The sequence below is a fragment of the Haloleucobacter albus genome (assembly GCF_052492075.1).
Genome location: NZ_JBQWAS010000028.1, coordinates 249,093 through 274,286 on the forward strand (window position 1 = coordinate 249,093; position 25,194 = coordinate 274,286).

A 25,194-nucleotide genomic window follows, 5' to 3' on the forward strand; every position below is an offset into this window, starting at 1 on the left:
TAATTTTCGGGAGGACACCCCATGAACGACATGAGCATCAAAGGCCCAGGCAAGCTGCCGGCCGCCGACGAGATGGCGCTCATCCAGAAGTTCCTGAACGACACCACCCTGTTTCTCTCCCCCGACCCGGAGATCATGCAGAACCATGACCTCATGCCGCGTTCGGCGGATGAGGACGTGGCCATCGACAGCATGAGTGACAGCCACACCATCGCCAAGATCCGCGACCGTCTCCAGTCCGGCTGCGATGAAGGCTATGAGATGGTCGAGCAGATGGGTGCGGCCCCCGGCGCGAAGTGGGGCGATGTCATCACCGGCATCTATTCAGCCTCCGGCGACCTCGCCATTGCCTCGGCGGGCGGCGTGCTGCTGTTCTCGGCACTGGTGCACCACCCCATCAAGTTCATCATCAAGAACTGGGTGAATGATCCCACAGTGGGCGTGCGTGATGGGGATGGCTTCATCCACAATGACTCGCGCTACGGCAATGTGCACAACACCGATCAATCCATGATCCTGCCCATCTTCCACAAGGGCAAGCTGGTGTGCTGGGTGGCCTCCACCGTGCATGAGGGAGAGAACGGTGCCATCGAGCCCGGTGGCATGCCTTCCATGGCCGAGAGCCCCTCGGATGAGGGCCTCAAGATGTCGCCTTTCAAGGTGGTGGAGAACTACCAGATCAAGCGCGACATTCTCACCTTCCTGCAAAATTCGGTGCGTGAACCGAAGCTTCAGCTTGAAGATATGAAGGTGAAGCTGTTCGCCTGCCTGCGCATCAAACAGCGCATTGAGGAAACGCTGAATTCCGATGGCCCGGATGCGCTGGTCTCCACCTTGCGACTGACCATGGAAAATGTGCGCGCGGAAGTGAAACGCCGTGTCTCCGAATGGCCGGATATGACGGTGCGCACCTATATCATTCAGGATTCCACCCTGCGTGAGAACTGCATCGCCAAGATCAACTGCCAGCTCACCAAGAAGGGAGATCGGCTGATCTTCGATTTCCGCGGCTCTGCCCCGGAATTCACCAACCGCGCCACCAATACCATTGTGGCTGGTCTGAAGGGCATGCTGTCACAGCTTTTCCTGTGCTATGTATGGCCGGATCTTCCGCGCGGACAGGCGTGCTTCGCGCCGATCGAAGTCCTCACCGATCCGCACTCCATCCTGAACTGCTCCTATGATGCGCCCAACTCGCAGAGCCTGATGTCCATCTTCTCTGGATTCACGGCGGGCCAGCATGCGGTGGCGAAGTTCCTCTATTCCTGCCCGGAGAAATACACCAAGGTCCATGCTCCGGCCTTCAACATGATTAACACCTATATCTGGGGCGGTGTATCCCAGCATGGGGAAACGCTGGGCAATTTGTGCGCCGATCTCAATGGCATGGGTGCGGGTGCCGTGGTTGATCGCGATGGAGAACATGCTCTGGCCCCCATCTTCGCCACCATGGCAGATATTGGCGAGCAGGAGCTGAATGAAGAGGAAGTGCCCTTCCTTCAGCTTGTTTCCAAGAAAATGACCCGTGACGCCATTGCCCCCGGCAAGTATCGCGGCGGGCAGGGCTACACCATGATGGTGGCCACCAAGGACTCCGAGCAGTGGGGCTTCATGACAACCGCCCTGGGCGCGAAGGTACCCACTATTCAGGGCCTGTTTGGCGGCTATGCCTGCGGCACCTACCCACTGTGCAAGGTCAAGGGCGTGGATGTCTATGACATTCTCCTCAACGAACCGGAGAAGTTCCGCCACTCCATTGAGGAGATCATGAACGAGCAGCCCTTCGAGGGGGCGAAATACACCACCCATCACATGGGCATGGGCTTTGAAATCTCGCAGCGTGGTGAACTGTTCATGATCTCGCAGGGTGCCGGTGCCGGTTATGGCGACCTGCTGGAGCGTGATCCGAAGAGTGTCATCCGCGATATCGAGGAAGGGCTGATGTCACCGGACGTGGCCGCGCGCCTCTACAAGGTGGTGTTTGACCGTGAAACCCTCGCCATTGACGAGGACGCGACCCGTGCCGCCCGCGAAGATGAACGCAAGGCCCGCATCGCCCGTTCCCGGCCCTTCAACGCCTTCGTGAAGGACTGGACGCAGCCCCAACCACCGGCCCACCTGCCCTATTTCGGCGCGTGGGGCGATGATGTGGACACCCTTTATATGGGCAGCCCGCAAAAAACCCGCACCGCCAACAGCCCCCGCCCCAACTATATGCCACACCCCAAGGATGTGCGCATTGCCGAGCTGGAAGCCCGTCTGGTCGCCGCAAACGCCATGGGAGATGAGAAGCAATGAGCCAACGTCTCGCCGATGACCTGCCCCGCCCTTCCGGCGCAAACGGCATCCGCGTGTGGCTGAAGTCGTCGGGCTATGCCCGGCGGCTCCTGCTCGGCGAAGCCGGAGACCCGTGGGAAAGCGCGGCCAATTATCTGGCCTTCTTCAACCAGGCACATGGCCTGCTGAAGCCGGATGTGGCCGAGCTGGATGTGGGAGAACTCTATCGCTCATGGGTGGTGCGCCACCCGGAGCTGAAAGCCGAAATGGGCGCCAAAAAGCGCACCGCCTTTCCCCTGAAACGGATGCTGGAAGAGGACGACCCACGCCGCCTGCTGGCGGAAGTGGTGGAAGCGGTGGTGGCCAGCCTGCGCGGACAGACGCCGCTGGTGCTGACCATGCCCGCCCCGCGCCAGTGGCTGGCCGAAGCCAGCCAACTGGCGGGCCGCGGTGATGTCGAGGTGGATGACGACACGGTGGAAGATGGCGCCATGTACATGGCCGATCTGCTTCGGGCCGTCTCCGGCCACCCCATTGGTGGGTTGCTTCTGGATGAAGGTTCCGATGGCGGCGAGACTGTCGACATTGAGGCCTATCGCCCGCTTATCAATGTCGCGCGGCATTATCGCTGGGGTCTGGCGCTGCGGACCCGGCCGGGCCGGGCTTCAGCAGAGTTCGACACCATCATTTCCGCCCCCGGCGAGGCACCCCCTGGTGATTTCGCCATGGGCTGCGATATCAGCGTCCCACTCTGGGCAAATGATGCCTTGCCTGTGCTGGAATCCGGCCAGTATTATTTTGCCGAAATTCCCGTGGCGGCCCAGCCGGAAGCCGTGCTCCAGCATCTCGCCCGCATGAGAGGCTGACACATCAGGCTGCGACCTGAGGCTGAAGCACAGGGTGCGGGCTGGCCCCTCCTCCCCCGCACTCTGTTGCTTCCAGCCATTCCCGCCCCGTCAGCACAACTGGATGCGGTTAATGAAAGTGTCCCCCAGCCCCCGCAGTGACCCGGCAATCATTTCGCATTCTCGCGAAGACGGGAGCAGGCCGGCATGGCATGAATCTGGGGCGCGCCCGTAGGCGCGCTCCGTTCTTGTCACTCAGCAGCAAACTGGTTCATGGTATTGGCCGCACCGCCCGCCTTTAGGGCGCGCTCTCCAGCAACCATTTCTTTGAAGCTGTCTCCGAGATCCGATCCCACCTCGTGCTGATGCTTCACCGCCGACACGCCGCGCCGGATTTCCTCGCGCTGCACAGTGGCGACATAGGCCAACATCTTGTCATCGCCAAAATAGCCACGGGACAATTCATCCATCGCCTTGGCGGTGAGGTGGAAAGTCGGCAGGGTAATGAGATTGTGGAACACGCCGGCACGGGCCGAAATATCCGTCTGGAAGCACTTGAGGCGGGCATCCGCCTCGCGACCGAGATCCGTGGCGTCAAATTCAGGGCCCATCAGAGCATTGCCGTCCGGATAGTCAGCCTCATTGATCCGCCCCTCCGCAATCCACTGGGCCCGCACCTGTTTACGCAGGTTCAAGGTCCAGTTGAAGGAGGGGGAGTTATTGTAGGTGAGCTTGGCATTGGGCACCGCCTCGCGGATCTCACTCACCATGGCGGCGATTTCATCCACATTCGGCGTATCGGTTTCGATCCACAACAGATCGGCCCCGCCCTGGGTGAGGGAGGCGATGCAATCTTCCACCACGCGGGCCTTGCCGGTGCCCTCCTTGAAGGGGAACAGGCCATTGGGCAGGCGCACCGGCCGCACAAAGCCCCCATCCTGGTAAAGCGCCAGTTCGCCATCGCGGATGGGATGCTGCGCGTCGATCGGCTCGGTCTTCAGCCATTTGATATACTGGCTGGCAAGGTCGCCCGGATGTGCGCTCACCGGCACCTTCTGGGTCAGGCCCGCGCCAAGGCTGTCCGTGCGCGCCACGATCACACCGTCATTGACGCCCAGCTCCTCGAAGGCAAGGCGGCAGGCCCGCAGCTTCTCGATGAAATCCTCACGCGGCACGGTGACCTTGCCATCCTGATGGCCGCACTGCTTGGCATCCGACACCTGATTCTCGATCTGGAGGCAGCAGGCGCCCGCCTTGATGAGTTCCTTGGCCAGCAGATAGGTGGCGTGCTCATTGCCAAAGCCGGCGTCGATATCAGCGATGATCGGCACGACATGGCTTTCAAAGCTGTCGATAGCCTTGATGGCTTCCGCTTCCGCGGCTGCATCGCCGGCGGCCCGGGCGCTTTTCAGGGCCTTGAACAGGTCATTGATGGCCACCTCATCAGCCTGTCGCAGCGAGGTGTAGATCTCCTGAATCAGATCCGCCACCGAAGTTTTCTCGTGCATGGACTGGTCCGGCAGATGGCCGAAGCGGTTGCGCAGGCCCGCCACCATCCAGCCGGAGAGATACACATAGGTGCCCTTCGCCGAGCCCCGCAGGCGCTTCACCGCCTTTATCATCTGCTGGGCATGAAAGCCGGACCAGCAACCGAGCGACTGCGTGAATTTCGAGCTGTCCACATCATAGGCCGCCATATCGGCGCGCATCACCTTCGCCATGCCGCGGGCAATATCGAGATGGGTATCGAACGTATTCTGAAGCTTGAGCTGGACAATATCATCCACAGTGACCCCGCCCGGCGTCTGGCCGGAAGGATAACGCACTTCAACTTCAGAACGGAACTGAGAGTAAGTCTTTCGGGCAGAATCAAAAATGGACATGAACTGTCCTTTCATTGTGCGTTTTTCTGAATGTAGAGAGGTGGCGGCCGGGAAAAGGCCTCCCGGCCCGCCAAAAGGGTAAAAGGTGACCAGCCGGTCCATCAGTCGAGCGCGTTCAGCACGGCATAGGCCGGAGTGGTGATGAATTCCGGCAGCTGCTCGGCCGTTACCGCGTCATGGAAGATGCGCGCCGCTGGGGCATAGTGCCCGCGATGGAAACCGGACGCGCCGATGCGGTCGAGAATACCGACAATCTCTTCCTGCAGCAGTTCGGCCACCCACTCGGCGGTTAGCTTGCGGGCACTGCCATCAGCCAGCGCCACATTGGCCCCGTGATGCACCCACTGCCAAACCTGTGCCCGGCTGATTTCAGCGGTGGCGGCATCTTCCATCAGATTGTTGATGGGCACAGCGCCACGGCCCGAGAGCCACTGGGCAAGATATTCGATGGCCACCGAGATATTGGTGCGCACACCCTGTTCTGTCACCCGGCCCTCATGCGGGCGCAGCAACATTTCCGGCTCGAAACGGAAGGTCTGACGCGGCACGCGGATCTGATTACGGCCCGTCATCTCCGCATCGAAGACTTCCATGGCCACGGGCACGAGATCGGGATGGGCCACCCAGGTTCCATCATGGCCCAATTGCACTTCACGCAACTTGTCAGCTCGCACCTTGGCGAAGGCGGCGGCGTTTGCGGCTTCATCTCCCTTCACCGGAATCTGTGCCGCCATGCCGCCCATGGCATGAATACCGCGACGATGGCACACCTTCACCAGACGTGCCGCATAGGAGGCGAGGAAGGCGCGATCCATGGTCACTTCAGCGCGGTCCGGCAGCATATATTCAGCACGCTTGCGCAAAGTCTTGATGTAGCTGAAGATATAATCCCAGCGCCCGCAGTTCAGGCCGGCGATATGCTCGCGCAGCTCCCAGATGATTTCATCCATCTCGAAGGCTGCCGGCAGTGTTTCGATCAGAACAGTCGCCTTGATAGTCCCCTTCGGCAGACCGATCCGCTCCTGCACGAAGGTGAAGACCTCATTCCAGAAGCGCGCTTCCTCATGGCTTTCCAGCTTGGGTAGGTAGAAGTAGGGGCCGCGCCCATCCTCCGCAAAAGCCTTGCCTGTATGAAAGAAGGTGAGACCGAAATCGAACAGCGCAGCAGAAGCAGGCTGGCCAGCCACCAGCACATTCGCTTCAGCAAGATGCAGACCACGCGGACGCACAATGATAACAGCAGGATTGTCACCGACCCGATAGGCCCGCCCGCTTTTCGGATCATCATATTCCAGTGCCCCATCGCGGTAATCCAGCATGTTGACAAAGCCGGAGATGATGTTGGGAAAGCTGGGTGCCGTTGCATCCTCGAAATCCGCCATGAAGACCTTCGCGCCCGAATTCAGCGCATTGATCATCATCTTGCGGTCCACCGGGCCGGTGATCTCGACACGGCGATCGACCAGAGCCGGTGGAACCGGATCTGCCTGCCACACACCCTGACGGATATCCTGAGTCTCAGGTAGATAATCCGGCAGCTTTCCGGCATCGATACGGGCCTGTCGCCGGATCCGGGCGGCCATGAGATCGCGCAGAGGGCGCGCAAAAAGCGCGTGCAGCTCCGACAGGAAGCCCAAAGCTTCAGGCGTAAGCACGCGCTCTGAACCCGCAACATTGCGCAGGACGATAGGCAGGGGCGCAGGCTGGGATTGATGGTGTGACATAACTTGCCTCGCGAATGCGTTAGGTGAAGTCATGCTAGTAATGTCATGTTGAATATGCATTATCTATTTGATATCAAAGGGTATTACTGTAACTTTTGTCAGCAATACCGGGCATTGAATGTAAGGTTTGTCACATGGCACGGCGGGTCGAGAAACTCATTATCGGGCAGCGACTGAAGGTGCTGCGCACCTCGCTGGGGCTGACACAGGCGCAGATGGCAGCCGAGTTGGGCATCTCTGCCAGCTACATCACCTTGATCGAATCCGACCAGCGCCCGGCCTCTGCCAAGCTGCTGGTGCGGCTGGCAGAGGTGTATGATCTCAACATCACGGAGCTCGCTCCCTCATCCAATGCCCAGCTGGCGACAGATTTTGCCGCCGCACTGAAAGACCCAGTGCTGGAGGCCCCCAACCTGACGCGGGCGGAGATGGAAGCTGTGTTGCAGGCATCGCCCCGCATCGCTGCCGCCTTTGTGCGCCTGCATGATCGTTATTTGGAGCATCTGCTGCGCCCGCAGGCCGATTTCAACCCCATGACAGACCGTGACAAGGTAGAGGCATTTGCCGAAACCTCGCGCCCGGTGGAAGCGGTGCGGCTGTGGTTCTATGCCCGCAACAATCATGTGGCCGGGCTGGATCTGGCGGCGGAAGATCTGGCAGAAGAGCTGGCCTTGCACCGCAATGAACCGCATGTGGCGCTGAGTGAGCGTCTCGCCTCCCATGGCATTCATGTGCGCATTCTGCCCGCCCATGTCATGGGGCAGGAACTGCGCCGTTTTGATCCGCACAAGAAGGAGTTGCGCCTTTCAGAATTGCTGGGCCAGCCCAGCCGCCGCTTCCAGATTGCCGTGCTGCTGGCACGGCTGGAACATGAAGGGCTCATCTCCGAACTTGTGCAGGAGGCAGCCCTGACCGACCCCGCCGCTGTTTCACTGATGCGGGTGAGTCTGGCCAATTATTTCGGCGCAGCACTGCTTATGCCCTATGGCCGGTTTCTGGCGGCCTGTGAGTCGGCACGCTATGATGTGGAACTGCTCGGCCACCGCTTTGGCACCAGTTTTGAGCAGACCGCACACCGCATGTCCACACTCCAGCGGCCGGGCGCGCGTGGCATTCCCTTCTTCTTTGTACGGGTGGATAAGGCGGGCAATATCTCCAAGCGCTTCAGTGCCGGGCGTTTCCCCTTCTCACGCTTTGGTGGCACCTGTCCGCGCTGGAATATCCACTCGGCCTTCGAATTACCCGATCAGGTACAAACGCAACTTATCCGCATGCCGGAAGGGGCAAGCTATTTCTCAATTGCCCGCACGGTGACACGCGCTGGTGGCATGCATGGCACCCCCGCCCAGCGCCTCGCCATCGGACTGGGATGTGACATTGCCTATGCTCCGCGCCTGATTTATGCGGAAGGAATTGATCTGGAACGCACAAGGCCTGTGGATGTGGGACTGAACTGCTATTTGTGCGAACTGGGCGATTGCGCCTCACGCGCCCATGCCCCCATCAATCGCCGCCTCATGGTGAATGAGCGTGCCCGCAGCCTCGCCATTTTCCGTTTTGAAGAAGAATGAATAATTGAGCCAGATATGATCCGGCATTTTACATAGACTGAAAGCAGGCTGTCACTATCAATGTCTCTGCCGCCACTTTGACGGCTGATCACGCTCTGAACAGATCCCCCTCCTACCGATCTGCGCTTCTCTCTTCTCGGCCATGTCCGTCAGCACGCCGCCTCCTTCTGCTATATGGGAGCATGAGCATTCTTTACACACTGTCAGCGACGACGACCGCCCGACAAGAGGTCAAGAAAAGCCGCTTTCTCGCCACCGCCGGTGTGGCTGAAAGTGAAGAGACGGCGAAAGCCTTCCTCGCGCAGCATTCTGACCCAACAGCGCATCATAATTGCTGGGCGTGGCGGATCGGGCAGAATTACCGCTTCAACGACGATGGAGAGCCCGGCGGCACAGCCGGAAAACCCATTCTGCGCGCCATTGAAGGGCAAGCGCTGGATCGTGTCGTTCTCCTCGTCACCCGCTGGTTTGGAGGCGCTCTTCTTGGCAGTGGCGGCCTCGTCCGCGCATATGGCGGCACGGCTGCATTATGTCTGCAAAATGCGGAGAAAACCCCTCTCATCGAGACGCGCCCGGCCATGCTGACATGCCCATTCAGCGATCTGGCCTTGCTTCAGGCCCGCCTCAATACCTGGCCCGGCGTGCAAATGGAGCCTCCAACCTTCAGCGCAACCGGCGCCAGCTGGTCGCTTGCGGTGCCCCTGAGCGATGCAGATCAGCTGGCTCGCCTGGTGAATGATCTGACGCGCGGGCAGGCACAGTTACAGTTTGAGGAATAAGCGCCTTTCAGAGCCCCCCTGCCACAGCAAGCCGTTCAATAAACGACCGGGCGACTTCATGGTTTTCATGAAAGAGCTGGCGCGGACATAACATTCGCACCTCAGACAAGGGGCCTGACGCGAAAATAAAACAACGGCTCTGTTAAAGCTCCTCAAAATGCGCTACGGCTCCACGCAATGCGCGGGTTGGAGTCATTCAAAAGCGTAAATCATGGCCAGAGGAAAGCAGTGCCCATGTATGGGCGCGCCATCCATCCTGAACATGATGAGTGTCCCAGCTTTATTTTGCCGCCAAACTCTTGGAGCTGTCTATGCGAATTGGGCTTTTTGTACCTTGTTACATTGATGCCTTCTTCCCCGAGGTTGGCATTGCGACGCTGCAATTGCTGGAGCGTCTGGGCCACGAGGTGGTTTATCCCACGCAGCAGACCTGCTGCGGACAGCCCATGGCCAATAGCGGCTTCCAGAAAGAATGCGTCGCGACAGAAGAACTGTTCGTGCGCAATTTCACGGGCTTTGATTATGTTGTCGCGCCCTCCGGCAGTTGTGTGGAACATGTGCGCATGCATCTGGATGCCGTGGAGCAGACAGATGACGTGAAGCATCTGCGTGCGACAACATATGAAATCGTGGAATTCCTGCATGATATTCTGAAGGTTGAAACCTTTCCCTGGGCGAAGTTTCCGCACAAGGTTGGGCTGCACAATAGCTGCGGCACTCTGCGCAAGCTGGGCCATGCCGCACCTTCCGAATTGCACATTCCCTTCTTTTCCAAGCCTCTGGACCTGCTCTCCAAGGTAGAGGGCATTGAATTCGTCACGCCCGCGCGGCCTGATGAATGCTGCGGCTTCGGCGGCACCTTCTCCGTTTATGAGGAAGCGGTTTCTGCCAAAATGGGCTATGACAAGGTCACAGACCACGCACAAGCGGGGGCGGAATATATCGTTTCTGCGGATTCTTCCTGCATGATGCACCAGAAGGGCTGCGCCAGCAGGCTTGGATTGCCCATCAAATTCATTCACATCGTAGAAATACTGAATGGAGCAAGCGCATGAGCCCGGCGCCCGGCAAGGATCGCACGCCCGTTTCTCCAAGCGGCTTGCGGCTGGACCATGCGGAGGGGGCTTCGCGCCCCTTGAGCTATACGGCGGAAGCGCAACCGCGTGGCGCCAAAGTAAATGGCGACAAACCCATCAATCAGGCCGAGGCCGCCGAACGTTTTCTGGCCGCACCTGAACATGCGAAAATGCATGATGAACGCCTGTGGGATTTGCGCTCCAAGCGCGACCGCGAAATGCACGGAATCCCCGAATGGGAGGAACTGCGCGAGCTCGCCTCTCATATCAAGGAACACACGCTTACTCATCTGGATCAGTATCTGGAACAGTTCGAGGCCAATGCGCAGGCCAATGGCATTCATGTGCACTGGGCAAAAGACGGGGCCGAGCACAACAAGATCGTCCACTCCATTCTGGCGGATCATGGGGCCAAACTGCTCATCAAGAGCAAATCCATGCTCACGGAAGAATGCGGGCTTCGCCACTATATGGCCGGTGTCGGCATAGATGTAATCGAGACGGATCTGGGAGAGCGGATTCAGCAACTGGATTCCGAAGATCCCAGCCATGTCGTTGTGCCCGCCGTGCACAAATTGCGAACAGATGTGGCGAAAGTCTTCTCAGAAACGATTGGCACAGACCCCGGAAATAGTGATGTACACTATCTGGCCGAAGCCCAGCGCCAAGCCACGCGCCCGCTTATTCTCCAGGCTGATGCCGGCATGACCGGCGCAAACTATGCCGTTGCTGAAACCGGCGGCTTTGTTGTCTGCACCAATGAGGGCAATGCCGACCTTTCCGCAAATGTGCCGCCCCTGCACATTGCTTCAATCGGCATTGAAAAATTGATTCCGCGGCTGGAAGATCTGGCGGTGTTCATCCGCCTGCTGTCCCGCAGCGCGCTGGGTTCACCCATCACCCAGTATACGTCTCATTTCCGCGGCCCCCGCAAGGGCGGGGAGATGCATATTGTTCTGGTCGATAATGGCCGCTCCGAACGGCTGGGGATGGAAAAATTCTGGACATCCCTCAAATGTATCCGCTGCGGCACCTGCATGAATACATGCCCGGTCTACAGGCGCAGCGGCGGCCTGAGTTATGGTGCCACCTATTCCGGCCCCATTGGCCTTATTCTGGACCCAACATTCAATATCCGCAAATATAGCGCCCTTCCCTTCTCCTCCACCTTGAATGGAAGCTGTTCCAATGTCTGCCCTGTGAAGATCAATATTCACGAGCAGATTTATAGCTGGCGTCAGGAGATGGTGAACAGGGGAGAGGTTCCCCTGGAGAAAAAGCTGGCAATGAAAGCCGCCGGCACAGTCTTGTCGCACCCTGCCGCCTACCGTCTGGCGGTGGATATGGGCGATGCCGCCGTTTCGCATCTGCCCCATTTCGCGATTTATAACCGCCTGAACGCATGGGGTAAAAAGCGCGACGTTCCCGCTGCGCCCAAGCAGACTTTCCATAGCTGGTACAAAGCGAACCATGCGCACAAGACGGAGGACAAGACATGAGCAGCCGGGAAGAAATTCTTGCCACGGTGCGAGCCAATCTGCCCTCCACAGCGCGGGCTCTGCCGCAGGTTCCTCTTTATGATGCGGATGCGCCAACGGATCTGCTCGCGCATTTTTCCGCCAGCCTTGAACGCATTGGCGGCATCATGCTGGACGCCGGACCCTCGGATGACCCTTTAGCTGTAGTGAAGACAAAGCTCGCAGATGCAAAGGTGATTTGTTCCGCGACGACCGAATTTGAAGGCCATGTAAGCCTTGCTGATATTGCTCAGCCGCGCGACTTGGCCAATGTGGATTTTTCAGTTGTCCGCGCATGTTTTGGTGTCGCCGAAACGGGTTCACTTCTGCTCAGTGATGAAGCCTTGCATGTCAACGCCATGGCTTATCTGGCCCAGCATCTGATTGTTCTTCTGGACCCCAAAGATATTGTCGTGAACCTGCATCACGCCTATCAGCGGCCGGAATTTCGGACACGCCATTATGCCAGCTTTCATAGCGGGCCATCAGCCACAGCAGATATTGAAGGCGTACTGATCCACGGTGCGCAAGGCGTGCGCTCTCTTTCCGTGGTACCGGTGGCGCGTCCGGCGAAAGGCTCATAAGCCCGAACATCAAAACCTCGCCGCCATGTTTGATGGCGGCGAGGATATGGCGCAAGCGTGTTGCCAAAGGCAGGAAACCTGCTCAACACCCAGGTGCGGGAGATTTCCCACACCGAGGCCGAAATCAAAACCTATTCCAGACCGCTGACATCCTTCCAGCGCTGCATCAGGGCCTGACCAACCTCACCATTCCGCGCGACGAAACCTTCATAAATGGGCTGCATCTGCTTGCGCAATTCAGAATTTTCCTCAGCCGAAACGCGCACAATGGTCTTTGCCTCCTGCTCCACCTTTGCGAGAAGCTTGGCCTGTTCATCATCAAAATGAGCCATGGACCAGGAGATCGTCTCGGAAACAGCCTTCTGAAGAGCGTCCTTCTGCTCAGCCGTCAGTGAATCATATTTCGCCTTGTTCATCAGCAGAAGATAGGGCGAGCGCACGACAGTTGAAGCCACATATACCGGCGCAACTTTGGCCAGACCATAGTTGATATAGGAAGACCATGTGGTTTCGATGCCATCCACTGTGCCGGTCTGCAAGGCGAGGAATTGCTCGGCCGCACTCAGCATGACCACCGATGCGCCCAGCCGGCTCAGCCCCTCATCAGACAGGCCGCCCGCGCCGCGCAGCTTCATGCCCTTGATGCCGAAAATGGTCTTCACTTCCTTATTCAGGAAGAGCTGCGCCGGACCGGAAGAATTGATTGCACCAAGATATTTCACCCCAAATCGCTCGAATGTCTGGTCCAGCAATTCAACAGTCTTCGGGTCTTGAGCCAGCTTGTACATGGCGGCATCATCATAGCTGTCCGGGGGGAAGGGCAGCGAGAAGATATTGATGATCGGCACCTGGCCGGACAGATAACCAGCATAGACAGAATACAGATCCACCACACCCTGAGAAGTCGCCTGAAGCGCCTCCCGTCCCTTCACGAGGGATTCATTGGGATAAACATGGATATCCAGGCCCACATTCATCTCTGTCAACTTGTCCGCGAGATGTTGGGCCGTACGCCCCCGGAAGTCTTCCGTCGCGAAATAATGCCCAAGACGCAGCGTCTGCTGGGCCTTGGCGGGGATGACCACAGAAGCGACCCCACACAAGGCCAGAGCGGCGGCAAGAAGTGTCTTCTTCAGCATATGTATTCCTCCCATTTATTTTTAGTAAATTGCAAGCTGCGGTACAAAGCACAGAATGCACAACACCAGCACATACATGAACATGAAGGGCGTGGTGCCTTTGATGACCTGAGCCAGTGAAGTTCCCGGAGAACAGGACTTCACCACGTAGAGACACAGCCCGACAGGCGGCGTCACCACGGCAAGGCTCATGTTCACCATCAAGACAATGCCGAACCAGATCGGATCGAAGCCAAGAGCCACGATTGTCGGGAAGATAACCGGCACTGTAATCAGAATAATCGATGTCACCTCCAGGAACATGCCAAGCAGAAAATAGGCAAGCATGATGAGAATGAAGATGACCCAGCGTGAAATATCCATGCTCATGACCGCAGAGGTCAGTTCCTGCGGCATGCGCGTAATACCCAGCAGGTAACCGAACAGCATGGCGCCGATCAGCACCAGCATCAGCATGGCGCTGGTGCGGGCAGAAGCGTAGAGCGCATCGCGCACGCGCCGGACAGTCAACCGCCCCTGCACACCCGCAATGACAAGAGCACCAACCGCCCCCACCCCCGCCGCCTCGGTCGGGGTCGCAATGCCCGCATAGATCGAGCCAATCACCAGCACGATGAGAATGATGACCGGCAGGGAGAGGCTGAAAGACTGGATCAGGGAGCCTGTCTCCACGGGCGTTGCATGAACATGCGACCGCCGGACCAGAATACTCGCCGCAATACAGCACAGAAGGGTGATAAGCAGGCCCGGCACCACACCCGCCAGAAACAGCTTGGCGATAGATGTTTCCGTGACGACTCCATAAAGAATGAGGGGCAGGCTCGGCGGAATAATCATGCCAAGCGGGCTCGCGCCAGCCACCGCGCCAGTTGCGATGGGGGCGGGATAGCCCCGCTTGAGCATTTCAGGAATGGCGACCGCGCCAATCACAGCCGCAACACCCACAGCCGTGCCGCTCACCGCACCAAAGATCGCACATGCGATGATGGAAGCCACCGCCTGCCCACCACTGATACGGCCAAGAAGCCGCTCCACAGAGATGAAGAGATCGCGCCCTATCCCTGTCACCCCGATCACCTCACTCATGAGGACAAAGAGCGGGATTGCTGTGAGCACGAATTCTGAAGATGTGGCCCAGGCTGTGTTCGACATCGCCGGCAGGGCGCTCCATCCGCCGGTGATAAGCAGGCCAACAAGCGTCGTCCCCGCCAGCGCGAAGCCCACAGGCACGCCCACCAGAATAAGGATGAGCAGCAGCAAAAGGAAGGTAAAGCCAAGAATCATTGACCATTCCCCTCCTGATAACGGCGACCGCTCAACACATCCAGAAACCCGACAAGGCATTGCAGAAGTAATGCCACCGCCCCGATTGGAATGAGCATCTGCGGAATCCAGAGAGGTGTCGCCATCAGCGTGGAAGAGCGCCAGCCGAAATTGTAATTGGCGAGCGTCATGTTCCAGCCTGTCCAGGCCAATGCCACAGAGATCGCGGCTCCCACCAGAAACATGGCGAGATCGGAAACCATCCGCCCACGCTGCCCGCCAATTTCGGCCAGCAGCTCCATGCGGATATGACCATCCACCCGCAGGGTCCAGGCCGCGCCCAGAAAGGCCACGGCCACCAGCATGTAGCTTGAACTCTCGCTGACCCAGATGGTCGGCTGGCCGAAAACATATCGGCACACGACTTCATAGGTCACGGCCACCGCCATCAGGACGATGATGATCGCTGTCAGCCAAAAAAGCGCGCGACTAAGCGCATCCACAAGGGTGCGTAAGAGTGCCATGGTCCTCCCCATTTATAGTGCGATCGACTCTGCGGGACACAGCCCGCGGTCGTCGCGTTTTGGGAAACGTTACACGTCACCCCAAAATATGTATACAGTTTTTATTCCTATTGGATGCAGTTTCGCATATGACAATACGCAAGGTGGTTCGCGATGGAGCACAGTTGCTGTCAAAGAGCGCGAAACGAGTGAGGCAGAGATGAGCGAAAGCGAGAAGGCCGGGGCTCCGGAACGGGAGGATGCGCAGGCGGAGCAGATCCGGCGCGTTCTCGGCGAGGACATCATGATGGGTCGGCTCAAGCCCGGTGATTTTCTCTCCGAGCTCAAGATCGCCGATCGTTTCAATGTCTCTCGCACGCCGGTTCGCGAGGCGATCCGAATTCTGGCGGGCGATGGCCTTGTCACGCTGCGCCCACGCCAGCGCGCGCTGGTGCGCGGCCTGACGGCGAGCGAAATTCTGGATCAGTTTGAAGTGATGGCCGAGCTGGAAGCCGCCTGCGCCCGGCTCGCGGCCCGGCGTCATACGCCCGCGCAACTCACCCGGATGGAGCAGGCGCAGGAGGAATGCCGCCGGCTCGCCAGCCTGCCGGACCCAGAGCCCTATTACCGCACCAATGTGGATTTGCATGAAGCGATCTATGAGGCTGCGGGAAACGCCTATCTCCGCACGGAAACGCTGCGGCTGCGGGATCGCCTGCGCTTCCTGCGCATCAGCCAGGGCCGGTTGCCGGGACGGCTGCTCAATTCCGCTGATGAGCATGACCAGGTCATCGCCGCCATTGGCGCACGCGATGAGCTGGGCGCCGCTGCCGCCATGCGCGATCACCTCATTGTTCAGGGCGAAAGCCTGAGACTCATGCTCCGGCACACGGATGCGTCGGGAATGGTGCATGTCACCGAACTCGACGACTGAAAATCATAATAAGGGAGGAAATATATGAGCAACGAAGAGCCCCATGTCCGCCTGGTCGTTGACGGACGCATCGCCCGGATCACGCTCTCGAACCCCGTGCGGCGCAACGCCATCACCAAGGGGATGTGGCTACAGCTCACCGATATCGCCCATGCTGTCGCCGCGAACCGCGAGCTGCGCGTGGCGGTGATCTGTGGTGAGGGTACAACGGCGTTCGCCTCCGGGGCCGATATCAGCGAATTCGGAGAAAGCCGACGCAGCGCCGATCAGGCCGATGCCTATCATCAGGCGATTCAGAAGGCCCTTGACGCCATTGGCGGCATTTCCTTTCCGGTAGTGGCGCAAATTCACGGCTATTGCGTCGGGGCGGGAACAGCCATCGCGCTGGCCTGCGATCTGCGCTATGGCGATGATGCCATGCGCTTTGGCATTCCGGCTGCCAAGCTTGGCATTGGCTACAGCCCGGAGTGGATCCGCAGGTTAGCGGCTATTGTTGGCGAGGCCACAGCCGCCGAGATCCTCATGTCCGCAAAACTCTTTGATGCCCGCAAGGCAGAGCGCTGCGGCTTCGTCAACGAAATTGCGCCCGCAGATGAACTGGCCGCCTTTGTGGAGGAACAGATCACCATTCTGGCGCGCAATGCGCCCTTGAGCCAGGCCGCAGCCAAGACCTGCCTGCGCGAGATCGCCGCCTTTGATAACGCGCGCAACTGGGCCGATGCCCACCACGCCGCGGAAGCCTGCGCTTTGAGCCGGGACTATCAGAATGCTCTCGCCGCGTTTGCGAACAAACAGACCCCGGAATTCGTGGGAGAGTGAAATGACAGACATGCAGACTGTAACCATCCCTGCGACCCTGCCCGACGCCCTTAGCCTTCATGCCACACAGCGGCCGGATGACGCCTTTCTGATTTCGCCCGCCACCTCTGGCGAAGCCGAGCGCATCCTCACATTCGGTGCCTGTGCGCAGCAGATGGAACACCATGCCCGTGCGCTTGTCTCGCTCGGCGTGCGCAGCGGAGACCGGGTGGCCGTGCGCCTTCCGAAATCGCCGGAAGCCATTCTTCTGTTTCTGGCCATTACACGAACAGGCGCAACCTATGTGCCCATCAACCCCGATTTCACCCCCCGCGAAGCACAGGTGCTGATTGAGGATTCGCAGCCGGTTCTTGTCATCGACAATGATGAGGCGGCGCGTTCTGCTCTGGCACAGCAAAATATCAAAGCCATGGCGTTCGGCACCGGCACGGCAGATGATATCGCGACCCTTGAGGCGGATGATCCGCTTCCGCAGATTGGTGCGGATGACCGCGCCGTGATGCTCTTCACCTCGGGCACCACAGGGCGGCCGAAGGGCGCGCCGCTGACCCACGCCAATCTTCTGACAAATGTGGCCTCGCTCGCCAGCGCATGGGGCTTCACGCAGGCAGACAGGCTGCTGCATGTGCTGCCCGTCTTCCATGGGCATGGCCTGTTTCTCGGCGTCACCATGCCGGTTCTGGTCGGCGCTTCGGTGATTCTGCTACCGAAATTCGATGCGGCGGAAACCATCCGTCTGCTGCCTCAGGCCAGCGTGTTTATGGCCGTGCCCGCAATTTACACGCGCCTTCTGGACCGGCCGGAATTCACCACCGAGGCATGCCGCACCCTGCGCCTCTCCACCTCGGGCTCTGCGGCGCTGTCACCGGAACTGTTCCGTGAACTGCAACAGCGCATGGGGCTGAGCGTGGTGGAGCGCTACGGCCTGACCGAAACCTGCATCCTCACCAGTAATCCCATAGACGGGAGCGCCCGCGTCGGTTCTGTGGGGCGGCCCTTGTCCTGCGTTGAGTTGCAGATTGCGGGCGAGAATGATGAGCCCTTGCCCACAAACAGTGTCGGGCGCGTTCTGGTTCGCGGCGGCAGCATCATTGACCACTACTGGCAGCGCCCGGACCGGGGGAAGGACTGGACCGCCAATGGCTGGTTCCGAACCGGCGATATGGGACGAATCGACGATGATGGCTTCGTGTGGCTGGTGGGCCGCGAGAAGGATCTCATCATCACCGGCGGCTACAATGTGTATCCGCGGGAAGTCGAGATTCAGATCGAAACCCAGCCCGGTGTTGCGGAGGCTGTGGTGTTCGGCGTGCCCCATCCCGATTTTGGCGAGGGCGTCATGGCCGCCATCAAGCCCGAGCCCGGAGCCACGCTGGACCTTGCCGGAATTGAAGAAGGAATCGCGGCCGGGCTTTCCAAATACAAGCGGCCGAAACGCCTTGTCGTGGTGGAGGAATTCCCGCGCAACGCCATGGGCAAGGTGCTCAAGACCGAGCTGCGCCGCATCCATGCGGATACTTTTGCGAAGAAAGATTCATGATCGCCAGCGGCATGTTCCGGGAGCTGCCCTGAACGTGCCGCCTCGCCTTTCAACCATGCCGGCGCATGCATTGCGCCGGCACTCGGCAACTTGAAGCAAGGCGGACAAAGCCCCTCTGAACCTGTCCGCACCCTGGCACAAACAGCGCGGCCCCAAGGGGAACAATTTCCGCCTGAAGCTCCGTCCCTGCAGGCGGCCCTTACGCTCCGGCCTTCCTCTTGCCGGCCATCAGGCCGCCAATGGCCACAAACAGCCAGCCCACAATCAGCACGCTGCCGCCCACAGGGGCGGTGCCCCAGTGATATTCCCCTTCCGAAAACGCCCGCAGGGCCAGATCACCCGCGAACAAGAATGTGCCCAGCGCCAGTGCGCTCGCGCCGGTCAGCAAAATGGGCTTGCCGCTATCCACTGCGCTCACCGCCGCACACAGCGCCACCAGCGCTGCGGCATGAAACAGCAGGAAATGCGAGGCCGTCGTCAGAATATCACTGGCGACCAGATGCGCCGCAGCAGCCCCGGCCGCCACGCCCAGCGCGCCATACAGCCCACCAACAAAGAAAAGAAGGCGTCTCCACCCTTCCATACCCCACCTCCACGGTCGGGATGCGCCATCCATATTGAAGCGCGTCAGAAATTCAGGCCCGACCCCGCCCATTTCTTACCAGCACGGCTTCAGCTCCCGCAAGAAAACGCTCTATGGAGCCCCCGCGAGAAAAGGACACGTCGACACCGTTTACATGGGCGCACCGCATGGCTATCTTCCGCAACCTTACCCGGAGAAGAGAAGCTATGCGTGCGGAACTCGCCGCGAAGGTCGACGAGATCACCCAATCCCTGCAATTGCTGCGTGACCATATTGATGTGGACCGCGCCAGGCGTCGGCTGGACGAGCTGAACGCCATGGCGGAGGACCCCACCTTGTGGGACGAGCCTGAGCGTGCCCAGAAGGTGATGCAGGAGCGCACGACGCTGGAAGATGGCATCAACGCCATTGACCGCATCGCTCAGGATCTGGCCGACAATATCGAACTGATCGAGATGGGCGAGGCCGAAAAGGACGAGAGCATCGTCTCCGAAGCGGCTTCCGCGCTGGATGGCCTGAAGGTGGAGCTGGCCCGCCGCGAGCTGGAATCCCTGCTCTCGGGCGAAGCCGACGCCAACGACTCCTATCTGGAAGTGCATGCCGGCGCGGGCGGCACCGACAGCCAGGATTGGGCCGAAATGCTGCTGCGCATGTACAAGCGCTGGGCGGAACGGCACGGTTTCAAGGTGGAACTGGTGGATGAATCCGAGGGTGAGCAGGCCGGCATCAAATCCGCCACCATCCTTGTGAAGGGCCACAATGCCTATGGCTGGCTGAAGACCGAGGCCGGCGTGCATCGCCTTGTGCGCATCTCGCCCTTTGATGCCAATGCAAGACGTCAAACCTCCTTCGCCTCGGCCGTTGTCTATCCGGTGATTGATGACCGTATCGTGGTCGACATCAATGAATCAGACGTGCGAGTGGACACCATGCGCTCCGGCGGCGCAGGCGGCCAGCACGTGAACAAGACCGAATCCGCCGTGCGCCTCACCCATATTCCCACAGGCATCGCCGTGGTGAGCCAGGGGGACCGCTCCCAGCACAAGAACCGCGCCACGGCGTGGAACATGCTGCGCGCCAAGCTCTATGAATCCGAGCTGAAAAAGCGCGAGGAAGCCGCCGCCGCCGAGCAGGCCGCCAAGACCGACATCGGCTGGGGCCACCAGATCCGCTCCTATGTGCTCCAGCCCTATCAGCTGGTGAAGGATCTGCGCACGGGCGTTCAGTCCGGCACCCCGCAGGAAGTGCTGGATGGCGACCTTGATCCCTTCATGCAGGCCGCGCTTGCCCAGCGTGCCTATGGCGGCGGACCGGACAAGGTGGAGGATGTGGACTGACGGCTTCGGCCGCCTCCACCACATCTCATCCAGAAAAAATCAGGCAGGCCCCCATATGGCGGCCTGCCTTTTGTTTGAGCACCCTCGGCATGCACTGAAGCTCAGTCGATCCGCTTCAGGCCCTTGGCGTAGCGCATGGCGTTGCGGGCATAACCTTCCGCGCTGGCGGTGAGCCTGCGAATCGCCTCCTCATCCAGTGCGCGCACCACCTTGGCCGGCGTGCCAACAATGAGAGAGCCGGGCGTGAAGCTCTTGTTCTCGGTCACCAGCGCATTCGCGCCAACCAGGCTATTGGGGCCGATAACCGCACCGTTCAGCACCGTGGCGCCCATACCGATCAGCGAATTTTCACCCACCGTACAGCCATGCAGCATGGCCTTGTGGCCCACGGTCACATTGCGCCCCATCACCAGCGGTGCACCCATATCGGTATGCAGCACGCTGTTATCCTGCACATTGGTGTTCTCGCCCAGCTCGATCACCTCATTATCGCCCCGCAGCACCGCGCCGAACCACACGCTCGCTCCCTCGCGCAGCACCACCTTGCCGATCAGCACGGCCGTGGGCGCAATCCAGTAATTGCCGGAAGCGGGCAGTTCGGGTTCCACTCCGTCGAGCGCATAGATGGGCATTGGCTGTTTCTCCCGTTCAAAAACCTGCGAATGACGCCATATATGCGCCGGCAGTTACACCTTGATACCATGCGACAGACGCATTTTTGAACCGCCATGGCCACGCGCCGCCGCAGAAGCAGACGCAACCCACAAGCTCACCCGCCCGCATGTCGCAATGTGGACCTGAAAGAACAAAGCTATAGCTTTTGAAATATAGCTTCGTCCTCATCATCCATGATGACGCAGCAGATATTCCGGGCCCGAGCCGGGAGACCGCAGCCTTTCCACCCTTGCGAGGGCTTATTTTTGTTTGCGTTCAACTCAAGAACACACAGCAAAAAGGCCGGCGCACATCAGGTGCACCGGCCTTTTCATATCAGGCTGGAACCATCGACCCCGGCAGCGCAATGCCGCCCAGGGTCACCAGCTCACTTCTTTTCGGCGGCAGCGGCGGCCAGACGGGCCGGCTCCATTTGCAGAGTCTGGATGACCTGCGAACCGAAGCTGTTCACAAACGCCTTTTTCTGCACCATCTCGATGGAGGTGCTGGCAGAAACCACCTGGCAATAAGCCGAGATCAGGGCATTGGCCGCATAAGCGAGACGCGCATTCGGCACATCGGTCATCAGTGTCTGGGCGGCCTTGGAGGCCTCCTCGCCGCTGACCGGAAGTTTGGCGGGCGTGCCCAGAACGGTCACGGCTGCTGCGGCCAGATCCTGCGGCACACCGCTCTTTTCAGGCGCGGGGCAGGTCAGCTCACCGCCCTGCATGCGCGGCTCACGCAGCACCAGCGAATCACCGGCGGGCACGGCCCACACGATCGGCATATTGGTGACCTTGGCCCGCAACGTGCGGGGGAAGACATCATCGGCCGCTTCCAGAATGAACCGGCGCAGCTCGCCAATGCGCTGGTAATAGGGCCCGTCACTGGCCGCCACCACCGGGCAGTAAGCTGCCGCCAGCGCATCCACCACCACGGCCGGGCCGGCCTTCGGATCATCCGCGCGATAGGCATCCACCAATACGGGAATGGCGCGCTCGCCGCCCGCCAGCATGGCGGAAAGGGCGGCCACGCCCTTCGGGTCCGGCGCGCCATAGGAGCCGGCTTCGCCGCCCACCACCGGGCAATCGAACACTTCAGCGGCCTGCGAACCATAATTGGGCACGGCGCGGGTGGCGCGCAGGGTGGCCACCATATCGGCGCGCACCATCTGCATATTCCCGGCATCCAGCGCACCGCGCACATAATTGGCCAGATCGGCGATCTGCTGGTCATTCAACCGGCCGGCGAAGGCGGGCACGGCGGGAATGTCGCCATGGGCAGGCGCGCCCACCAGCAGCACATAGATCAGATCATAAGGTTCGGGCGAGGACAAAGCGACAGTCGCCTTCAGCGCCTTGACGAGATTCTGCGCATAGGCATCCGCATTCTTCTCGCTGCCACAGGTGTCACAGGTCTTCAGAATGAGCTGCTCGGCCCGCGCCACATAGGCGGCTTTCTGGCTGGCATCTTCAGCAAAGGCGGCACCCGCCGCAAGCACGGTGCCGGAAAATGCAACCGCCAGTCCTGCATTCTTCAAAATCGTCCGCATCATTTCCCCCGATGGGCCCTGCCGATGGACGGCTCATGCGCTGCTCTTAACGTCGCTGCCGGCATCTTACAAATGACATGGCCCAATATCAGCCCCTTTGATGATCTGTGAGGCGTGAATTGCACCCTTTCGGCCTATGCCCCTATAGCATGGGCGAAGCATGGCCCGCATACGGCCTCACAGGACACAGCATGATGGCCCGCACACCTTCAGCCCCGAACCCCTCTGCCCGCCGCGCCTCCGTTGCCGAAAAACGCCGTGCTGCGCCGGTGGACGAGCTTTCCCCCACCGAGGCCAAGCGCGAGCATGCCGCTCTCGCTCAGGACATCAGCGCCTCAGACGCCGCCTATTATCGCGAGGACGCCCCCTTCCTCTCCGATGCGGATTATGACGCCCTGCGCCAGCGCTATGAGGCCATAGAATCGCGCTTTCCGGCCCTGAAAGGCGAGGACAGCCTCTCCGGGAAGGTGGGCGCAGCCCCTGTGGAAAAGTTTGGCAAGGTGGTGCATGCCGTGCCCATGCTCTCCCTCTCCAATGCCTTTTCGGATGAGGAGATCGACGAATTCGTCGCGCGGGTGAAGCGTTTTCTCGGGCTGGATGGTCTGGAGAGCCTCGCCTTCACCTCCGAACCCAAGATTGATGGCCTCTCCTGTTCGCTGCGCTATGAGCAGGGCCGCCTCACCGTGGCCGCCACCCGTGGCGATGGCGCGCAGGGCGAGGATGTCACAGCCAATGTGCGCACCATTGCCGATATTCCCCACGTGCTGGAGGGCGAAGACGTGCCCGACATCATCGAGGTGCGTGGCGAGGTCTATATGGCCGGGGCGGATTTTGAGGCGCTGAATACCAGGCAGCAGGCAGCCGGCGAAAAAATGTTCGCCAATCCGCGCAATGCCGCCGCCGGATCGCTGCGCCAGCTTGATGCGAAGGTCACAGCCTCGCGCCCGCTGAAATTCTTCGCCTATGCCTGGGGCGAAGCCTCCGCCATGCCCGCGGACACCCAGATGGGCATGGTCGAGGCGTTCGCCCGCTGGGGCTTTACGGTCAACCCCCTCACCATCATCGCCAGCAGCGCGGCGGAGCTGGCCGCGCATTTCCACCGGATCGAGGAACAGCGCGCCAGCCTCGGCTATGACATTGATGGCGTGGTGTGCAAGGTGAACCGGCTGGATCTGCAACGACGGCTGGGCTTTGTCGCCCGTTCTCCACGCTGGGCCATCGCCCACAAATTTCCGGCGGAACAGGCCGTGACGGTGCTGGAGGAAATCGAGATCCAGGTGGGCCGCACTGGCGCGCTCACGCCGGTGGCGAAACTCACCCCCATCACCGTGGGTGGTGTCGTGGTCTCTTCCGCCACGCTGCACAATGAAGACGAGATTGCGCGCAAGGATATCCGCATCGGCGATACGGTGGTGGTGCAGCGCGCGGGCGATGTGATTCCGCAGGTGGTGCGGGTGCTGGAAGACAAGCGCCCGGACGAAGCATCCCCTTTCACTTTTCCCACCACCTGCCCGGCCTGCGGCTCTCACGCCGTGCGCGAGGTGGATCCGAAAACCGGCCGGATGGACGCCGTGCGCCGCTGCACCGGCGGCCTCATCTGCCCGGCCCAGATGGTGGAGCGGCTGCGCCACTTCGTCTCCCGCAATGCTTACGATATTGAGGGGTTGGGCGAAAAGCAGGTGCAGGCGCTGTATGACTGGGGGCTGATCGCCTCCCCCGCCGATATCTTCACGCTGGAAGCGCGCAATGAAGCCGAGCTTCAGAAGCTGGAAAATCGCGAGGGCTGGGGCCGCACCTCGGTGAAGAATCTGTTCGCCGCAATCGACAGTCGGCGCAATGTGGCCGTGGACCGCTTCATCTTCGCGCTCGGCATCCGCCATGTGGGCGAAACCAACGCCAAGCGACTAATGCGCCACTATGGCACCGTCGAAGCACTGGAACAGGCGGCCCTCACCGCCATCATGCCCGGACAGGAGCTGCTTGAGGAACAGGCGGAACAAGGCACCACCGCAGGGCTCACCCCTGAGGTGATGCCGGCTGAGCCCCCCACCCCTGCGGACCTGCTCTCCCCCCTTACCGCGCCAGCAGCCGAAAACACACCGGCGGCGCGCGGCAAGCGCTTCAAGGGCAATGAGGCTTGGCTGGAAATGACGAATATTGATGGCATCGGCGCCGTGGTGGCCGAAGCTGTGGTGGATTTCTTTCAGGAGCCGCGCAACCGCGAAGTGGTGGCCGCCCTCCTCACTCATGTGACACCCGCCCCCATGGAGGCCGTCGCCTCGGAAAGCCCGGTTTCCGGCAAGACCGTGGTTTTTACCGGCAGCCTTGAAAAAATGACCCGCGATGAAGCCAAGGCCATGGCCGAACGGCTGGGGGCGAAAGTCTCCGGCTCGGTTTCCGGCAAGACGGATCTGGTGGTCGCTGGCCCCGGCGCAGGCTCCAAGCTGGAAAAGGCGCAAAGCCTGGGCGTTCAGGTCATCAGCGAGGAGGACTGGTTCACTCTGGTGAATGGAGAGCGCGCGGAGGAATGATCATCCCGGGCACGGCACCAGCAGCGGGGCTGGAACGCGAAATCCTGCGAACAGCCCCCACATACATCCTCGCAAGCCGGGCC

At 60.2% G+C, this 25,194-nt stretch carries 20 protein-coding genes; 12 read left to right on the top strand and 8 right to left on the bottom strand.

Annotated elements, in window-relative coordinates:
• The first annotated feature begins 21 nt into the window (after positions 1 to 21).
• Positions 22 to 2,298, top strand: a complete 2,277-nt coding sequence (locus tag ACT6QH_RS11110) for a hydantoinase B/oxoprolinase family protein (RefSeq protein ID WP_444974894.1) — start codon at positions 22 to 24, stop codon at positions 2,296 to 2,298.
• A complete protein-coding gene (locus ACT6QH_RS11115; protein ID WP_444974895.1) occupies positions 2,295 to 3,143 on the top strand; it encodes a hypothetical protein in 849 nt (282 codons plus the stop codon). Before ACT6QH_RS11110 ends, ACT6QH_RS11115 begins: the two co-directional genes overlap by 4 nt.
• Before the next feature lie 230 nt (positions 3,144 to 3,373).
• Here the strand turns inward: ACT6QH_RS11115 and ACT6QH_RS11120 are convergent, their stop codons facing one another.
• Both ACT6QH_RS11120 and aceB read right to left on the bottom strand, forming a co-directional pair.
• Positions 3,374 to 5,020, bottom strand: coding sequence for an isocitrate lyase (locus tag ACT6QH_RS11120; RefSeq protein ID WP_444974896.1), 1,647 nt, complete (start codon positions 5,018 to 5,020; stop codon positions 3,374 to 3,376).
• A gap of 86 nt (positions 5,021 to 5,106) precedes the next feature.
• Entirely contained in the window at positions 5,107 to 6,729 is a 1,623-nt protein-coding gene (aceB, locus tag ACT6QH_RS11125; protein ID WP_444974897.1) for a malate synthase A, read from the bottom strand.
• 134 nt (positions 6,730 to 6,863) lie between these two features.
• Here aceB and ACT6QH_RS11130 point away from each other — a divergent pair, with 134 nt between their 5' ends.
• The 5 genes from ACT6QH_RS11130 to ACT6QH_RS11150 all read left to right on the top strand — a co-directional run bounded on the left by ACT6QH_RS11130 (position 6,864) and on the right by ACT6QH_RS11150 (position 12,256).
• Positions 6,864 to 8,300, top strand: coding sequence for a helix-turn-helix domain-containing protein (locus ACT6QH_RS11130; protein WP_444974898.1), 1,437 nt, complete (start codon positions 6,864 to 6,866; stop codon positions 8,298 to 8,300).
• Between the two features lie 182 nt (positions 8,301 to 8,482).
• A complete protein-coding gene (locus tag ACT6QH_RS11135) occupies positions 8,483 to 9,079 on the top strand; it encodes an IMPACT family protein (RefSeq protein ID WP_444974899.1) in 597 nt (198 codons plus the stop codon).
• A gap of 311 nt (positions 9,080 to 9,390) precedes the next feature.
• Entirely contained in the window at positions 9,391 to 10,134 is a 744-nt protein-coding gene (locus ACT6QH_RS11140; RefSeq protein WP_444974900.1) for a (Fe-S)-binding protein, read from the top strand.
• On the top strand, positions 10,131 to 11,654 hold the full coding sequence (locus ACT6QH_RS11145) for a lactate utilization protein B (RefSeq protein ID WP_444974901.1): 1,524 nt from the start codon (positions 10,131 to 10,133) through the stop codon (positions 11,652 to 11,654). The genes ACT6QH_RS11140 and ACT6QH_RS11145 overlap by 4 nt, the downstream gene beginning before the upstream one ends.
• Positions 11,651 to 12,256: a LutC/YkgG family protein gene (locus ACT6QH_RS11150; RefSeq protein ID WP_444974902.1), complete on the top strand. Its 606-nt coding sequence runs from the start codon at positions 11,651 to 11,653 to the stop codon at positions 12,254 to 12,256. Before ACT6QH_RS11145 ends, ACT6QH_RS11150 begins: the two co-directional genes overlap by 4 nt.
• A 131-nt stretch (positions 12,257 to 12,387) precedes the next feature.
• Here ACT6QH_RS11150 and ACT6QH_RS11155 read toward each other — a convergent pair whose 3' ends face one another.
• Genes ACT6QH_RS11155 through ACT6QH_RS11165 form a run of 3 tightly spaced genes read right to left on the bottom strand, consistent with a single transcriptional unit; the run spans position 12,388 to position 15,182 of the window.
• Positions 12,388 to 13,395, bottom strand: a complete 1,008-nt coding sequence (locus tag ACT6QH_RS11155; RefSeq protein ID WP_444974903.1) for a TRAP transporter substrate-binding protein — start codon at positions 13,393 to 13,395, stop codon at positions 12,388 to 12,390.
• A 21-nt stretch (positions 13,396 to 13,416) separates the two neighbouring features.
• A complete protein-coding gene (locus ACT6QH_RS11160) occupies positions 13,417 to 14,679 on the bottom strand; it encodes a TRAP transporter large permease (RefSeq protein WP_444974904.1) in 1,263 nt (420 codons plus the stop codon).
• On the bottom strand, positions 14,676 to 15,182 hold the full coding sequence (locus tag ACT6QH_RS11165; protein ID WP_444974905.1) for a TRAP transporter small permease subunit: 507 nt from the start codon (positions 15,180 to 15,182) through the stop codon (positions 14,676 to 14,678). Before ACT6QH_RS11165 ends, ACT6QH_RS11160 begins: the two co-directional genes overlap by 4 nt.
• 199 nt (positions 15,183 to 15,381) lie before the next feature.
• On the opposite strand from ACT6QH_RS11165, the gene ACT6QH_RS11170 reads away from it, so the two are divergent.
• Genes ACT6QH_RS11170 through ACT6QH_RS11180 form a run of 3 tightly spaced genes read left to right on the top strand, consistent with a single transcriptional unit; the run spans position 15,382 to position 18,454 of the window.
• The gene (locus ACT6QH_RS11170; RefSeq protein WP_444974906.1) at positions 15,382 to 16,095 is read left to right on the top strand and encodes a GntR family transcriptional regulator; all 714 of its coding nucleotides are present in this window, start codon (positions 15,382 to 15,384) and stop codon (positions 16,093 to 16,095) included.
• A gap of 24 nt (positions 16,096 to 16,119) precedes the next feature.
• On the top strand, positions 16,120 to 16,914 hold the full coding sequence (locus tag ACT6QH_RS11175) for an enoyl-CoA hydratase-related protein (protein ID WP_444974907.1): 795 nt from the start codon (positions 16,120 to 16,122) through the stop codon (positions 16,912 to 16,914).
• A 1-nt stretch (position 16,915) separates the two neighbouring features.
• Positions 16,916 to 18,454, top strand: coding sequence for an AMP-binding protein (locus ACT6QH_RS11180; protein WP_444974908.1), 1,539 nt, complete (start codon positions 16,916 to 16,918; stop codon positions 18,452 to 18,454).
• Between the two features lie 199 nt (positions 18,455 to 18,653).
• Here ACT6QH_RS11180 and ACT6QH_RS11185 read toward each other — a convergent pair whose 3' ends face one another.
• A complete protein-coding gene (locus tag ACT6QH_RS11185; RefSeq protein WP_444974909.1) occupies positions 18,654 to 19,037 on the bottom strand; it encodes a DUF423 domain-containing protein in 384 nt (127 codons plus the stop codon).
• 206 nt (positions 19,038 to 19,243) lie between these two features.
• On the opposite strand from ACT6QH_RS11185, the gene prfB reads away from it, so the two are divergent.
• Positions 19,244 to 20,374: a peptide chain release factor 2 gene (gene prfB, locus ACT6QH_RS11190; protein WP_444974910.1), complete on the top strand. Its 1,131-nt coding sequence runs from the start codon at positions 19,244 to 19,246 to the stop codon at positions 20,372 to 20,374.
• A 101-nt stretch (positions 20,375 to 20,475) separates the two neighbouring features.
• Here prfB and ACT6QH_RS11195 read toward each other — a convergent pair whose 3' ends face one another.
• Both ACT6QH_RS11195 and ACT6QH_RS11200 read right to left on the bottom strand, forming a co-directional pair.
• Entirely contained in the window at positions 20,476 to 21,006 is a 531-nt protein-coding gene (locus ACT6QH_RS11195; RefSeq protein WP_444974911.1) for a gamma carbonic anhydrase family protein, read from the bottom strand.
• Positions 21,007 to 21,416: 410 nt separating this feature from the next.
• Entirely contained in the window at positions 21,417 to 22,583 is a 1,167-nt protein-coding gene (locus ACT6QH_RS11200; protein ID WP_444974912.1) for a c-type cytochrome, read from the bottom strand.
• Between the two features lie 188 nt (positions 22,584 to 22,771).
• Between ACT6QH_RS11200 and ligA the strand changes: the two genes are divergently transcribed.
• Positions 22,772 to 25,111 (top strand): NAD-dependent DNA ligase LigA, encoded by a 2,340-nt coding sequence (ligA, locus tag ACT6QH_RS11205; protein ID WP_444974913.1) that lies wholly within the window; start codon positions 22,772 to 22,774, stop codon positions 25,109 to 25,111.
• Positions 25,112 to 25,194: the final 83 nt, after the last annotated feature.

What these genes read in the sequence shown, in the direction of transcription:
- ACT6QH_RS11110 (WP_444974894.1), top strand. Translation starts at nt 22, where the DNA reads ATGAACGACATGAGCATCAAAGGCCCAGGCAAGCTGCCGGCCGCCGAC.
- ACT6QH_RS11115 (WP_444974895.1), top strand. Translation starts at nt 2,295, where the DNA reads ATGAGCCAACGTCTCGCCGATGACCTGCCCCGCCCTTCCGGCGCAAAC.
- ACT6QH_RS11120 (WP_444974896.1), bottom strand. Translation starts at nt 5,020, where the DNA reads ATGAAAGGACAGTTCATGTCCATTTTTGATTCTGCCCGAAAGACTTAC.
- aceB (WP_444974897.1), bottom strand. Translation starts at nt 6,729, where the DNA reads ATGTCACACCATCAATCCCAGCCTGCGCCCCTGCCTATCGTCCTGCGC.
- ACT6QH_RS11130 (WP_444974898.1), top strand. Translation starts at nt 6,864, where the DNA reads ATGGCACGGCGGGTCGAGAAACTCATTATCGGGCAGCGACTGAAGGTG.
- ACT6QH_RS11135 (WP_444974899.1), top strand. Translation starts at nt 8,483, where the DNA reads ATGAGCATTCTTTACACACTGTCAGCGACGACGACCGCCCGACAAGAG.
- ACT6QH_RS11140 (WP_444974900.1), top strand. Translation starts at nt 9,391, where the DNA reads ATGCGAATTGGGCTTTTTGTACCTTGTTACATTGATGCCTTCTTCCCC.
- ACT6QH_RS11145 (WP_444974901.1), top strand. Translation starts at nt 10,131, where the DNA reads ATGAGCCCGGCGCCCGGCAAGGATCGCACGCCCGTTTCTCCAAGCGGC.
- ACT6QH_RS11150 (WP_444974902.1), top strand. Translation starts at nt 11,651, where the DNA reads ATGAGCAGCCGGGAAGAAATTCTTGCCACGGTGCGAGCCAATCTGCCC.
- ACT6QH_RS11155 (WP_444974903.1), bottom strand. Translation starts at nt 13,395, where the DNA reads ATGCTGAAGAAGACACTTCTTGCCGCCGCTCTGGCCTTGTGTGGGGTC.
- ACT6QH_RS11160 (WP_444974904.1), bottom strand. Translation starts at nt 14,679, where the DNA reads ATGATTCTTGGCTTTACCTTCCTTTTGCTGCTGCTCATCCTTATTCTG.
- ACT6QH_RS11165 (WP_444974905.1), bottom strand. Translation starts at nt 15,182, where the DNA reads ATGGCACTCTTACGCACCCTTGTGGATGCGCTTAGTCGCGCGCTTTTT.
- ACT6QH_RS11170 (WP_444974906.1), top strand. Translation starts at nt 15,382, where the DNA reads ATGAGCGAAAGCGAGAAGGCCGGGGCTCCGGAACGGGAGGATGCGCAG.
- ACT6QH_RS11175 (WP_444974907.1), top strand. Translation starts at nt 16,120, where the DNA reads ATGAGCAACGAAGAGCCCCATGTCCGCCTGGTCGTTGACGGACGCATC.
- ACT6QH_RS11180 (WP_444974908.1), top strand. Translation starts at nt 16,916, where the DNA reads ATGACAGACATGCAGACTGTAACCATCCCTGCGACCCTGCCCGACGCC.
- ACT6QH_RS11185 (WP_444974909.1), bottom strand. Translation starts at nt 19,037, where the DNA reads ATGGAAGGGTGGAGACGCCTTCTTTTCTTTGTTGGTGGGCTGTATGGC.
- prfB (WP_444974910.1), top strand. Translation starts at nt 19,244, where the DNA reads ATGCGTGCGGAACTCGCCGCGAAGGTCGACGAGATCACCCAATCCCTG.
- ACT6QH_RS11195 (WP_444974911.1), bottom strand. Translation starts at nt 21,006, where the DNA reads ATGCCCATCTATGCGCTCGACGGAGTGGAACCCGAACTGCCCGCTTCC.
- ACT6QH_RS11200 (WP_444974912.1), bottom strand. Translation starts at nt 22,583, where the DNA reads ATGATGCGGACGATTTTGAAGAATGCAGGACTGGCGGTTGCATTTTCC.
- ligA (WP_444974913.1), top strand. Translation starts at nt 22,772, where the DNA reads ATGATGGCCCGCACACCTTCAGCCCCGAACCCCTCTGCCCGCCGCGCC.